At 54.2% G+C, this 13,386-nt stretch carries 11 protein-coding genes and 1 pseudogene; 11 read left to right on the top strand and 1 reads right to left on the bottom strand.

Features of this window, described 5'->3' with window-relative positions; genetic code table 11:
- Positions 1-69: 69 nt before the first annotated feature.
- The 5 genes from BLQ17_RS11935 (at position 70) to BLQ17_RS11915 (ending at position 7,058) form a co-directional block, all read left to right on the top strand.
- Entirely contained in the window at positions 70-1,647 is a 1,578-nt protein-coding gene (locus tag BLQ17_RS11935; protein WP_092223126.1) for a BCCT family transporter, read from the top strand.
- Between the two features lie 82 nt (positions 1,648-1,729).
- The gene (locus BLQ17_RS11930) at positions 1,730-4,093 is read left to right on the top strand and encodes a xanthine dehydrogenase family protein molybdopterin-binding subunit (protein WP_092223124.1); all 2,364 of its coding nucleotides are present in this window, start codon (positions 1,730-1,732) and stop codon (positions 4,091-4,093) included.
- A 1-nt stretch (position 4,094) separates the two neighbouring features.
- Positions 4,095-4,583 (top strand): (2Fe-2S)-binding protein, encoded by a 489-nt coding sequence (locus BLQ17_RS11925; RefSeq protein WP_092223122.1) that lies wholly within the window; start codon positions 4,095-4,097, stop codon positions 4,581-4,583.
- 36 nt (positions 4,584-4,619) lie between these two features.
- Positions 4,620-5,516: an FAD binding domain-containing protein gene (locus BLQ17_RS11920; protein ID WP_092223120.1), complete on the top strand. Its 897-nt coding sequence runs from the start codon at positions 4,620-4,622 to the stop codon at positions 5,514-5,516.
- A 114-nt stretch (positions 5,517-5,630) separates the two neighbouring features.
- Positions 5,631-7,058 carry a trimethylamine methyltransferase family protein gene (locus BLQ17_RS11915; RefSeq protein ID WP_092223118.1) on the top strand — a complete coding sequence of 476 codons (1,428 nt, stop codon included), beginning with the start codon at positions 5,631-5,633 and terminating at the stop codon, positions 7,056-7,058.
- On the opposite strand, the gene BLQ17_RS11910 is transcribed toward BLQ17_RS11915, so the two are convergent.
- The gene (locus BLQ17_RS11910) at positions 7,059-7,757 is read right to left on the bottom strand and encodes a GntR family transcriptional regulator (RefSeq protein WP_092223116.1); all 699 of its coding nucleotides are present in this window, start codon (positions 7,755-7,757) and stop codon (positions 7,059-7,061) included.
- A 213-nt stretch (positions 7,758-7,970) separates the two neighbouring features.
- On the opposite strand from BLQ17_RS11910, the gene BLQ17_RS11905 reads away from it, so the two are divergent.
- The 6 genes and pseudogenes from BLQ17_RS11905 to BLQ17_RS11885 form a co-directional block, all read left to right on the top strand.
- Positions 7,971-9,086: a transketolase C-terminal domain-containing protein gene (locus BLQ17_RS11905; RefSeq protein WP_092223114.1), complete on the top strand. Its 1,116-nt coding sequence runs from the start codon at positions 7,971-7,973 to the stop codon at positions 9,084-9,086.
- Positions 9,079-10,374 (top strand): thiamine pyrophosphate-dependent enzyme, encoded by a 1,296-nt coding sequence (locus BLQ17_RS11900; RefSeq protein ID WP_092223112.1) that lies wholly within the window; start codon positions 9,079-9,081, stop codon positions 10,372-10,374. Before BLQ17_RS11905 ends, BLQ17_RS11900 begins: the two co-directional genes overlap by 8 nt.
- 88 nt (positions 10,375-10,462) lie before the next feature.
- A pseudogene (locus BLQ17_RS22620) lies at positions 10,463-10,704 on the top strand (enoyl-CoA hydratase); the annotation flags it as partial.
- Between the two features lie 227 nt (positions 10,705-10,931).
- Positions 10,932-12,089, top strand: a complete 1,158-nt coding sequence (locus BLQ17_RS11895) for an acyl-CoA dehydrogenase family protein (RefSeq protein WP_092223110.1) — start codon at positions 10,932-10,934, stop codon at positions 12,087-12,089.
- A gap of 57 nt (positions 12,090-12,146) precedes the next feature.
- Positions 12,147-12,335 carry a hypothetical protein gene (locus BLQ17_RS11890; RefSeq protein ID WP_092223109.1) on the top strand — a complete coding sequence of 63 codons (189 nt, stop codon included), beginning with the start codon at positions 12,147-12,149 and terminating at the stop codon, positions 12,333-12,335.
- 11 nt (positions 12,336-12,346) lie between these two features.
- On the top strand, positions 12,347-13,386 hold a 1,040-nt coding region (locus BLQ17_RS11885; protein WP_281180528.1), incomplete at its 3' end, for a sodium ion-translocating decarboxylase subunit beta.

Below are 13,386 nucleotides of genomic sequence, written 5' to 3'. Positions count from 1 at the left end.
CGTGATCCGGCAAGTTATTATCAATAGCGTGTAACCCGTTACAAGTAACAATAGATTGAAGGAGAGGATATGGATGACAAGACTGCCGACAATAAAACCTTTGGATGGTCGACTATTGAGTGGCCTGTGTTTCTGGTTAGCGGGGGGGGGCTCCTTCTGTTTGTAATTCTTTCCCTGGTCGATGCGGATTTTGTGTCAGGCCAGGTAAATAAATATTTTGGCTTGTCCTGCAAGTATTTCGGCGCCTACTGGCAGTGGCTGCTGCTGTTGAACTTTTTCATTGCCATGGCGCTTGCGGTTTCCAAATATGGATCAGTCAGGCTGGGCGGCACTGACGTTCCGGAAATGTCCACGTTCAGGTGGGTGGCGATTATCATGTGTACGCTGCTTGCCGGGGGCGGCGTGTTTTGGTCGGCAGCCGAGCCCATGTACTATTTTACCAGTCCACCGCCGGCGTTTGGCGCAATTGAAGCGGGTACCACAGCAGCGGTTATACCGGCCATGGAGCAGGCATTTCTGCACTGGGGTTTCCTCGCCTGGTCCATCCTGGGAACACTGGGCGCCGTGGTCCTTATGTATGTCCATTACCACAAGGGGCATCCGCTCCAGGCGAGGGCGCTTCTCTACCCGGTTTTCGGGGAAAAGATTATGACAAGTACCCTGGGACAGCTGGCCGAGGGGTGTTCCATCCTGGCCGTTGCCGCCGGCACCATCGGCCCTATCGGTTTCCTCGGACTTCAGGTCAGTTATGCCTTGAATCAGCTGTTTTCAATTCCCGATGCTTATGTCACCCAGCTGGCCATCATCATTGCCCTGGTCATTCTTTACACAATTTCAGCCATCACCGGTATTCACAAAGGTATCCAGCTGCTGAGCCGTATCAATGTGCTTTTGACCGTGGCTCTGGTGGCCTTGATCCTGGTAATCGGTCCCGGGGGATTTATCATCGACACCTTTACCCAGGCCATGGGCAGCTATGTCAAGGATTTTACCTTCCTGAGCCTGTTCCGGGGCGATACCGGATGGCTTTCCTGGTGGACGGTGTTTTTCTGGGGCTGGTTCCTGGGGTACGGCCCGCTGATGGCGGTTCTGGTGGCGCGGATTTCTCGCGGCAGAACAATCAGGGAGATCATGATCGCCGTGGGGGTGATCGCTCCTCTGGCAACCCATTTCTGGTTCACCATCCTTGGCGGGACGGGCATTTTCTTCGAGCTTGGCAACGCCGGTGTGATTTCCGGTCCTCTCAAGGAGGCCGGATTGCCGGCGGCTCTTTTGGCGGTCGTTGGCCAGCTTCCTTTGTCCTCGCTGCTGACTCCGGTTTTTCTCGCCCTGATTTTTATCTTTCTGGCCACAACTGGTGATTCCATGTCGCTGTCCATGGCCATCTGCGTTACCGGCCAGGACGATCCCCCCAGGAGCATGAGGGTTTTCTGGGCGGTCTCCATGGGGGTGGCCGCTGCTATCCTGATAAAGATGGGATCCGGCGGAATAGGGGCCCTGCAGTCTTTTATCGTCATCACTGCGGTGCCGGTGGGATTCATCATGCTGCCGACCCTGTGGGGGGGGCCGAAGATGGCTAAGGCCCTGTACGACGAACAGGAACAACGAATGGCCGCCGCAGCGGATACTGTCGGTACCATGAATTGAGAAAACAATCCGGCCTGCAAGGCCGGGGACGCCTGCAGCCCAGTTCCCGGCTTGTTGGTGCAGGCAATAAGGAGAGTATCGTATGAAAAAAAGAGAAGATCGCCTCATCATGGGAAAAGGACAGTACGCGGACGATCTTGAGTTCAGCAATATGGCCCACCTGGTGTTTGTCGGCAGTCCCCATGGTCACGCCAAAATCGTGTCCATTAACGTGGAAAAGGCGCTGCAGGTACCCGGGGTTGTAAGAATCATTACCGGCCGGGATGTTATGGAGCATTCTAATCCCCTCCCGGTACAGGCCGATTTCAAGAATCCCGGATGGATCTGGCGGCTTGCCAATGTTCATGCCATGGACGCCGACCGGGTCCGCTGGTTCGGGGAACCGGTGGCCGCAGTCATCGCTGAAGATGAAGACAAGGCCCGCATCGCAGCGGATCTTGTCGAGGTGGAGTATGACCTCCTTGAGGTAACCGCAAGCGTCACCCAGGCCCTTGAGCCAGGAGCCGTCAAACTGTACGACGACTGGGAAGACAACAAGCAGGTCCATCTGGTTTTCGATTTCGGAGACCCCGCCAGGGCCTTTGATATGGCGGACCAGGTGCTGAAGGTCACCAACAGGGAAGGGCGGGTCACGGGGGTACCTATTGAGCCCAGGGGGTGCGTGGGACTCTACGACCGGAAAAACGATACCCTGGAAATGTGGGGGTCGTTCCAGACTCCGTTCCTGTCCCGGCACAATATTGCCGCAACCCTCGGCATAGCTGAAGCGAAAGTTAAAATCAACGCTGTCGACATCGGCGGCGCCTTCGGGCTCAAGATTCACGCCTGGAAAGAGAATATCGTCGCGCTGGCGTCAAAACTTACCGGCCGCCCAGTGAAGTGGATGGAGCCCCACCGCGATTTCATAACCACTGGCCCCCATCAGCGGGATGTCTACTGGGAGGGTGAAATAGCCTTTAATAACGACGGCACCCTGCTCGGTCTCAAGGCGGAAGTCGTTCATGACTTGGGCGTTGAGAGTACCAACAAGGGAATCGCGGCGCTGAGTATTTTTCCTGCCTGCTCGGCTCCCACCAATATGTACAAGTGGGTGGGCATGCATGTGGAAGGCATCGGTGTGGTTACCAATAAATCTTTTTACTGTGCATACAGGGGATACGGTAAAGACAAGGGAATCAAGTTTATAGAGGCCGCCGTCAACCAGGTGGCCAGGCACCTTGGCATGACTCCTGAGGAAATTCGGTTCAAGAATTTTATTCAGCCCGATGAATTCCCCTACCACCAGATCAACAACTATGTCCTGGATAGCGGCGATTATCCGGCGGTACTGCAAAAGGCCATGGAGCTGGCGAATATCGATCAATACCGGACATTGAAGTCCGAGCTCGAGGGCCGGGGCCGTTATCTCGGTATCGGTCTGGTCACCTTTATCGAACCGGCTGGGGTCGCGGTACCCAACTGCCAGATGGGCGGCATCACCCAGGCGCGGGTGCTCATCACCCCGGACGGCAGCGTCGAAGTCCACAGCGACCGTACCGAAATCGGCCAGGGCTCCGAAATAAGTCATGCCACCATTGTGGCTGATATTCTCGGCGTGAAAAAAGAGACCGTGCATGTGAAGAAGGTAACCTCCGATTTCATCGGCCAGGGCCCCCTATCGAGCAGGGGCGCCGTTTATCCTGCCAGCGCCGTGGCCAAGGCGGCGAGGCTGTTGAAGGAAAAAGTCGTTCAATGCGCCGCCTCGGTGCTCAAGGCCGATCAGGATGACGTGGTACTGGAAGACGGATTTGTCTATTCTTCAGCTGCACCGGACATTCGCCTCACTTATCAGGAGTTCGCCAACAAGGTTTTCTTTTTTCCGGGCCCCAGGGGACTCGACCCGGAGATCCTGAAGCGCCATGAACATCTCCTTGACGTGACCACCACCTGGTACAGCCCGACAACACCTGAAAGCGGATCGTCTTACACTTCATTTTGCGTGTCGGCGGATGTGGCCGTGGTGGAGGTGGACGTGGATACCGGTGTCACCGAAATCAAGAAATATGTCCACGTCCATGATGCCGGTACCATCATTAACAAGCAGGTTATCGATGGGCAGATCCATGGCGGCATCGTCCAGGGAATCGGCGAGGCGCTGTATGAGTGTTTGGACTATGACTTGGACGGCCAGCTGAAAAACACCTCATTTTCGACATACCTGATACCCACCGCAGTAGAAGCGCCGGATATTGAGATTGCCCACCTTGAGACGCCGTCACCGTTTTCCGAAACCGGAGCCAAGGGAATGGGGGAAGCCCCTATCATCGGCAGCAAGGCTGTGATTCTCGATGCCATAGAAGATGCCCTGTCCAGCTTTAACGTCAGGGTCAACGATTCGCCGGCAACCCCTGAAAAAGTGAGAAGGTGGATCAACCAAGCCATGAGCGCCAACAAGGGAGACCTGTAACATGACAATGCTTCTCAATATAACTATTAATGGTCAGCAGCGAACATTTGAAATCGATGCCAAACAGACTCTGCTTGAGCTCCTTAGGAGCCAGCCTGAATATCAGAGCGTTCACCGGAGCTGCGAGGAAGGGGAGTGCGGCGCCTGCACGGTACTGCTGGACGGTGAACCGGTGAACTCGTGCCTTATCCTGGCGGCATCGGTGGAAGGGGCCACGGTTCTCACCTCTGAAGGCTTGGTGAGACAGGGGCAGCCGCACCCGCTGATGCAGGCTTTTACCGCCGAACTGGGGATCCAGTGCGGATTTTGTACGCCGGGCATGCTGATGAACTCCTACGCCCTGATTAGTGGTGCAGGTGACATCGAACTTACCGATCAGCAGATCAGGAAAAGCCTGGAAGGAAACCTCTGCCGATGCACCGGCTATGTCAATATCGTCAATGCGGTCAAAAAGGCCCAGCAGGCAAAGAATGGCGGCCAGTGGTGGTGACGGAGATGTTAACATGGGAAAACAAGGGGATCTGTTATGAAAAATTTTATAGGCTCCAGGGCGTTGCCTGAAATAAAATACCATTCGCCCGGGAAAATGGATGAGCTGCTGGCGCTGATCAGCGGGTGCAGCGGTCCGGTTAAAATCGTGGCCGGGTGTACCGACTTCATTCCGGCGCTCCGTACCGGACGGTGGACTTTTGCGAATGGTGTCAACGTTATTGATATAAAAAAAATCGATGAACTGAGCGGCATAACAGTCGAGGGCGGAATGGTCCGCATCGGCGCCTGTACCAGACTCACGCAACTGGTCGAATCGCCCGAGATACTGGCCCATGCACCTGTACTTGCCCAGGCGGCCGCCCAGATGGCGTCGTTACAGGTGAGAAACAGCGCTACCATCGGCGGCAATATCTGCATGTCGTCACCGGCGGCTGACGCTGCGCCTCCGCTTCTGGCCCTTGATGCTTCAGTGACTCTTAAAGATGGTGAAGGCGAGCAGGAGGTGGCGCTGTGTGATTTCTTCACCGGTCCGGGTAGAAATGTCATGAAACCGGGCCAGGTGCTGACCCGAATTTGTGTTCCGGTAAAAAAAGAGAACGAGGCTGCTGAGTTCAGGAAAATCGGCACGCGTACTGCCGTGATCATCTCGGTGGTCTCGGCGGCGGTACGTATCAGGGTCGTGGACGGTGTCTGCAGGGACACGAGAATCGCCCTGGGGTCGGTCGCTCCAACCCCGGTGCGGGTCAGGCAGGCTGAATCTTTCCTCGACGGGAAACGGTTCAATGACGAAAACATCGATGCGTGCGCAGCTCTGGCTGCCGAGGAAATCACACCTATTTCCGATCTCAGGGCCAGCAGTGAGTACCGCAAGGATGTTGCCCGGACCCTGGTGAAAAGGTCGGTGATGGCATGCCGAAAGCGTTTGGTATAAACTGAAACTCTGACGTGAAAAGTAATTTTTTTCTTTTCCCGGCGGGAGTTAAACCTTGACTGTCAACTGTTAACTAACCGTTTATCTGCTGTAATTAACTTACAAGAGGTTACAATGAAACCAGCGGTCCAAGTCCTATCCACTACAGAAATTGCAAAGATACAGGAGGCCTCACTGTCTATTTTGCATGAAATCGGCATGCGTCTGCCTTTGGAAAAAGTGCAGAGCAGCCTCAAAGACGCAGGCTGTACCATAGACGGTGATGTTGTCAAGATTCCCCCTGCAGTGGTCGGCCAGGCCATCAAGACCGCTCCGAAACGGGACCAGGTGGTGTTGTTCGCCCGTGATCCGCGGTTTGACGTCTCTTTTGCTGCTCACGATCCAGCCCTGGCCTGCATGACCATGGCCACAAACGTCATCGACCCCCACACCGGGGTCAAGAGACCGGCTGTCACTACGGACTTGGTAAAGCTGGTTCGGATTGCGGACCGGCTCGATTTTGTTCGCGTCAACGGCGGACTGGTAACGCCCCAGGAAATTCCCGGCAAGGTCAATGACTGGTACACCTGGGCCAGCTGTATCAAAAACAGTGTAAAGCATATAACGGGCGGGGTTCTCGATGGGCGTTGCGTGCGGGACAGTGCCCGGATGGCCGCCCTGGCTTGCGGCGGTGAGGAGCAGTTTAGAAGGCGTCCGTCTATTTCCGGATGGGTGCTTACCCTTCCTCCCTTGGGGATCGATCCAGGGTCGCTGGAGGCGCTGGTCGAGATGGCCAGCCTGAACATTCCCGCAATTGTAAGTTCAGGGCCGATCCTGGGAGCCACCTCACCGGTAACCATGGCCGGCACTATTGCCCAGGCCCATGCCGAAATTCTGGCATGCCTGGTCGTGAGCCAGCTGACCAGTCCCGGAGCACCGTTTGTCTATACGAGTTTTGCCCGCGGCATGGATATGAGAAGCGGCAACGTGTCCATGGCCGGCCCTGAATTTGCAGCCCTCAAGGTAGCCATGGCGCAAATGGGCCGCTCCTTGGAACTGCCCATCCGCATGCCCGCTATGCTCAGGGATGCCAAGACGCTTGATGCCCAGGCGGGCTTTGAAACAGGCATGGTTGCGTCCCTGGCCTCCTGCGGTGCCGATATCATGGACAGTATGCAGCTGGATATGGATATAGTCGTCGATTATGCCGATCTGGTTTTCTGCAACGAGTGCATGACGGCGCTTAACCGGTTTAATAAAGGCGTAACCGTGGGTGACGATCACATCGCTCTGGAGGTGATCAGGTCGGTGGGACCAGGGGGAACGTATCTGGCCCACGAACACACCATGAAAAACTTCCGTGACGAGCTCTGGCACCCGGAACTTCTGGAACGCAGGAACTGGGAAAGGTGGGAGGCGGATGGAAGCAGAGATATTCGCACGGTATCTCTTGAAAAATGTCTTGAGCTGATGGAGCTTGAACCACGCGATTATCCGCCGCCACCAGTGCGGGACGAGATTGACCGGATAGTTGAGCAGGCCCGGCTCGACTATGAAGCCTGATTAAATCGAGTCGAGATGTTTTTGGCGGTTGATTTTCTCAATGCTGATGACCGCATGTTTTTTGACATTGGCAATGTGCTGCTTGAGTACGTTATGGGCTTTTTCGGTATCTGCGTCGGCAATGTAGTTGTACAGCTTGATATGGTCCGAATCGGCGCTTTCCATCGGGGTTACGAAAAGGATATTGCCGGGGTATTTTAAATAGAGGAGATCAAATAGGGATTTGAGCGCATTGACCTGGATGGTGCATCCTGAAAGTTCGGCAAGGACAAGATGAAACTCCATGTCCTTTACCAGCCGCTCCTTGAGATAAATGTCCCGTACCGCCTGCAGATGATTATCAAGCGCTCCTTTTAATTTTTTCAGCCGGCTCTCGGTCATCCGGGACACGGCTTTGGGCAGCAGCGACAGTTCGATGAGTTCCCTGAATTCGTAGATCTCGGTGATTTCTTTGAGACTTATGTCTTCCGTGTAGTAGCCCTTGTTGGGTTCATGGCGGACAAGTCCCTGGAACTCAAGCCTTTTCAGGGCCTGGATGACAGGTGTGGTGCTCATGTTGAGCCGTTTTGCGAGATCAGCGTATGAAATTTTCTGGCCGGGAGTGATCTCGTTGAGGAAAAACATGCGCCGGATGCCCATATAGGCTTCCCGGGTGAAGTCTTCCTTGCTCTTTTTTTTATATTTTTTCTTTTGCTCCATGGCGAAGATAATTATCCCGTACCCCCGGGAAAATCAATTAAAAACAGACGGTTTTTTCAAATCTTCGAAAATCATTATAATGAATAAACAGCAATAGGGTTTTGCTCTTGACAGAGTTGTTCGTAATCTGTTATCAGATCACATATCTAATTAAAAATCTGATCAGATTTATGATTAAATCGCAGAAAAGGTTAAAAACCTGAGGAGATACAGATGGCTTTATCATTTATGGAAGGGAACGAAGCGATTGCCAGGGGGGCAATTGCCGCCGGATGCGACTTCTTTGCCGGCTATCCGATTACCCCGGCTACAACGATTTTTAACAGTATGCTGAAAATGTTGCCTCCCAGGGGGGGGATCTGCATCCAGGGGGAAGATGAGATCGCCTCCATCGGATATTGCATCGGGGCATCCATGGCGGGCAGAAAAGTGCTGACCGCGACATCCGGGCCGGGAATAAGCCTCTACAGTGAGCAGATTTCTTTTGGCATCGGCGGGGAAATTCCTCTGGTGATTGCCGATGTCCAGAGACTGGGACCTTCCACGGGCTCGGCAACCCGCGGAGCGGACAGCGATATTCAGTTTTTACGATGGGGCAATACCGGGGGGATTCCCGTCATTGTCCTGGCTCCCAAAGATGTCCAGGACTGCTATGTCCTCACCGTTCATGCATTCAATTATGCCGAAGAGTTTCGATGCCCCGTTTTCATTGCGTCCAACAAGGAGATAGGGATGACCAAGGAAAGCGTCGACCTGGGTGCCGCAAGGCTTCCAAAGGTTGTCGAACGGAAAATGTTTGGTGGCGGCGACTATTTGCCCTTTAGCGCCGACTCCAATATGGCTCCGCCGTTCTTGCCCATCGGCGGCAAAACGCTTGTCAGGCAGACCTCGTCCACCCACGGGCCGGACGGGTATATTACCATTGACCCGGAAGTGATTGCCAACACCCAGCAGCGGCTCGCAGATAAAATTGAGCAGGCCGAGGAGAGGATCACGCTCTTTGAGGAGACCATGAAAGAAGGGACCGACACCCTGGTGATCAGTTATGGCGTTACCTCAAGAGCGGTTGAAGATGCCGCAATCAAACTCGAACGGGAAGGCAAGCCGGTATCCACCCTCACCCTGAAAACCCTGTGGCCGGTCCCGGAAAAATTGCTCAGGAAAAAGGCGGAACCTTTCAACCGTATTGTCGTGATAGAAATGAATCAAGGCCAGTATGTGGGTGAAATCAGGAGGGTGCTGAGGGATAAGAATATAGATTTTTACGGTCAGATGGACGGGGTGTTGATCACCCCATCAAAGATAATGGAGGTCATTGGCAATGAATAGCTTTTTAAATGTAAACCGGCCGCCTGTTTTCTGTCCGGGCTGTACCCACGAAAAAATCACCCAAGGGCTCGACAAAGCCTTGGTGCAACTCGGTCTGCGACCCGACAAAACGGTGATTGTCAGCGACATCGGCTGCTCCGGTCTGTTTGATACTTTTTTCAATGTCCATGCACTCCACGGTCTGCATGGCCGGGCCCTGACCTATGCTTTCGGTTTAAAGCTGGCTAACCCCGAGCTTAACGTCATCGTGACCATGGGCGACGGCGGGTTGGGCATCGGCGGTGCCCATGTTCTTGCTTCCTGTAGAAAAAATCCCGACATCACTCTGATAGTCCTTAACAATTTCAATTTCGGGATGACGGGGGGACAATACTCCGTCACTACACCGGCGGACGCAATAACGGGGTCCGAGTTTCTGAACCGGGCTGAGATTCCCCTTGATATCTGTGCGGTGGCGGAAAGTGCCGGGGCAACCTGGATCGACCGCTGTTCCGGACAAGATAGTGATCTGGCGGAGCATATTGTCAAAGCTGTCAGACACAAGGGATTTTCCGTCGTTGAGACCCTGGGGTTATGTACCGGACGTTACACCAAGAGAAATAAGCTCACTCCCAAAATCCTCGATCAGATGATTGCCGATCTTCCGGTGAGAAACGGCCTGGTAGAAAAGAACGCAAGACCTGAGTATGGCGAGCTATACCGAAAATTTGCGGCAGAAAAAACACATTTCCCGGAACCTGTGACCATTGAGAAACGGTTCTCTTTGGAAAAACCCGAACCCCAGGAGGTGGTTATTCTCGGCAGCGCCGGGATGAGAATCGTCACTGCGGGAGATATTGTCTGCTATGCAGGACTGTCCGCGGGGATGAACGTCTCCATGAAAAATGATTACAATATCACGGTTCTTCGCGGACAGTCGGTCAGTGAAATTCTGATTTCTCCTGAAAAAATAGGATATGCGGGCATTAAAGCGCCCACCGTGGTGCTGGCACTCAGCGAAGAGGGGGTTCAGAGGCGAAAAAATATCTTCAAAACACTGTCTCCGTCTACTTTTGTTCTGAAGGAAAAGAGTGTGGAGATCCCGGACACCGGCGCTGAAGTCCATGAAATTGACTTTAAAAGTTACAAGATCAGCAAACCTGACTGGGCGCTCGCATCTCTTGGATTCCTGGCCGACAAGGAAAAGTTGTTTACCTCGGAGATGCTTCAATTTGCGATCAGGTCGCGTTTTAACGAAAAGGTGTCAGCTTCGGCATTGGAAACCGTGGCAAAATTAATGGGCAATTGAGCAGCAGCGACCAAGGTGCATATGATATTGCGGCGGGAAAAAGCGGGCAGTTTTTAGATTTCACGAATTCAGGGGGCTGGCCAGGGACATGGCCCATGGCCAAGCTACTGCGACCCTGTCGGTGGAAGACCGTGTCGCAACCCTGATCCTACGCAGCGATGATGTGCGCAATACCCTGACCGGGACCGCGCTGGTGGACGATATTGTAAAAACCGTCCGGTGGATCACAATACAACATCCGCGGTCTCGGTCCTGGTCGTAACCGGGGCCGGATCGGCCTTTTCCTCGGGTAGCAACGTAACGGATATGCGCGACCGGCCAGGTGCTTTCACCTGGAGGCGGTGAGCGCATTTTTTTACCAACCGAAAAGCCGATTCCAAGGGAAAATAGCAGACCCTGCGACAACAGCCGCATAAGCGGAATAAAATCGCACCCCGTGTCACCAAAATACCCCTTGGGTCATGTGGCGATGCTCCCTGACGATTGCTGGAGTTGAAGACAAAAGTACGACTTAAAAACAACAAGTTCAAACAGTCAAGGATTGAGAGGAAATTACAATGGACTTCATGTTCACAGATGAACAGCGGATGATGCAGGAAATGGCCAAGGACTTTGCGGAAAAGGAAATTCTTCCCACCCTCAAGGAGGATGAGGCGGAGCACAAGTTTCGCCCTGAAATCGTCAAGAAGATGGCTGAACTGGGTTTTTTCGGCTGCGCCATCCCTGAAGAGTACGGCGGCAACGGCTTCGGTTTTCTCGAATCGGTAATTTGCGCCGAGCAGATTGCCAAGGTGAGCGGTTCCTGGCGGCTGCCTTTTAACATGCAGAACATCGGTCCGGCGGTAACGGTTAACAAGTTTGGAACCGAGGAGCAGAAAAAGCGGTTTATCCCGGACTGGGTCAACGCCGATTCCTACGGTTTTTTTGCCATCACCGAGCCCAATTCCGGTTCCGACGTGGCAGGGATGGGAACCGTCGCCGTCGACTGCGGCGACCACTGGGAGCTTACCGGCCAGAAAATGTGGATCTCCAACGCCCATATCGGCGATTACGGCCTGGTCTACGCCTATACCGATAAAGCGAAGAAATATAAGGGCATGACCTGTTTCATCGTCAACCTCAAGGACAACGAGGGGATCGTCACCGCGCCGATTGAAACGAAGCTCGGGCTGCACTGCGCGCCAACCGGCGAGATCTCGTTTGACCATGCCGTCATTCCCAAGGACTCGGTTCTCGGAGAAGTGGGACAAGGTTTCCAGGTGTGCATGTTCCAGCTCAATAACACCCGTATCAGCTGTTCGGCGGGCGCCCTGGGGATCGCCGGGGGAGCCATCGCCGCGGCGATCGACTACGCCAACGAGCGGACCCAGTTCGGCAAAAAGATAGGATCGTATCAGCTTGTCCAGGGACAGATCGCCGATATGGTAGCGGAACATGAAGCGGCGAGGCTGCTGGTTTACCGGGCGGCATGGCTCAAGGACCAGGGGCTGCCCAATCAGCACCAGACTTCCATGGCCAAGCTTTTCGCGTCGGAAGCGGCGGTACATGCCGCGTCGGAGACCATGAAGATCTTCGGCAGCTACGGCTATTCAACGGAGTATCCGGCCGAGCGTTTTCTCCGCGACGCGCATTCCCTGCGGGTGGTCGAGGGTACGAGCAACATCCAGAAGACAATCGTCGCCGGGATCTCCCTGGGCGATGTGCCGAACAGGTAAGAGAAATAAAGGATCAAGCCGTCAAAAGCTACGGCAAAACCATCTGAGGGGGGAAAGATGGCAACCGACTGGTCAAAAGTTCTGGAAGTATTCGGCAGCGGTATCGTAGGGGTTTTTGTGGTGATGCTCATTGTGCAGCTTCTGACCCAGGCGTCGACCTGGGTGATCGATGTAATCGAGCGTCGCAGGGCAGCGGGACCGGCAGAGCCAAAGCCTGAAAATCAATCTGCACCTGCCAAAGGGTGAAAGGGGGAGTCGTGTACCAGATATTGAATGACCTCGTTTTCTCCAGCGGTGCAATAAGCCTGACAGGCGGCAATGTGGTGATGTGGTTTATCGCTTTCGTGCTGCTCTATCTTGCCATAAAAAAGCAGTATGAACCACTGTTGCTGTTGCCGATTGCGTTTGGCATCCTGGTTGTCAACCTGCCCCTGACGTACCTGATGGAGCCTGAACATGGGCTGATCTGGTTTTTCTATCGTTACGGGATCGAACTTGACATTATTCCGCCGCTGGTGTTCCTGGGGCTGGGAGCGATGATCGATTTCGGTCCCCTGATCGCCAACCCGAAGACTCTTCTTCTGGGTGCCGGAGCCCAGGCGGGGCTGTATGTAACTTTTTTCGTCGCGATTCTGTTTGGCTTTGATCTCCCCGAGGCTGGATCAATCGCCATCATCGGAGGCGCCGACGGGCCGACCACCATCTACCTGACATCCAAGCTGGCACCCCATCTGCTGGGAGCCACCGCGGTGTCCGCTTATGCATACATGGCGCTGGTGCCGATTATCCAGCCGCCGATGATGAAAATGCTGACCACGGACAAGGAACGCAAGATTACCATGAGCAGGCTGCGTCCGGTGAGCAAGCTGCAGCGGATCTGTTTTCCGCTGACCACCGCCATGACCATCATGCTGGTGGTGCCGTCAGCCGCACCGCTGATCTCGATGCTCATGCTGGGCAATCTTTTCAAGGAATCGGGAGTGGTTGAACGTCTCACCAAGGCGTCGTCAAACGAGCTGATGAATATCGTAACCATCTTCCTTGGATTGTCCGTTGGAGCGACCATGAATGCGGCGGCGTTTTTAAACCCCAAGGTCCTGTTCATATTCTTCCTGGGACTGTTTGCCTTTATCGTCAGTACGGCGGCGGGGCTGGTCATGGCCAAAATCATGAATCTGTTTTTGCGGGAAAAGATAAATCCGCTGATAGGCGCAGCCGGCGTTTCGGCCGTTCCCATGGCGGCCCGTTGCGTGCACAAGGTAGGGTCTGAGGCCAACCGCCGTAATTATCTGCTGAT

It is taken from the genome of Desulforhopalus singaporensis, assembly GCF_900104445.1.
Lineage (GTDB): Bacteria > Desulfobacterota > Desulfobulbia > Desulfobulbales > Desulfocapsaceae > Desulforhopalus_A > Desulforhopalus_A singaporensis.
The sequence above is the reverse complement of the archived record's forward strand: the minus strand, read 5'-3'. Positions and strand labels throughout refer to the sequence as shown.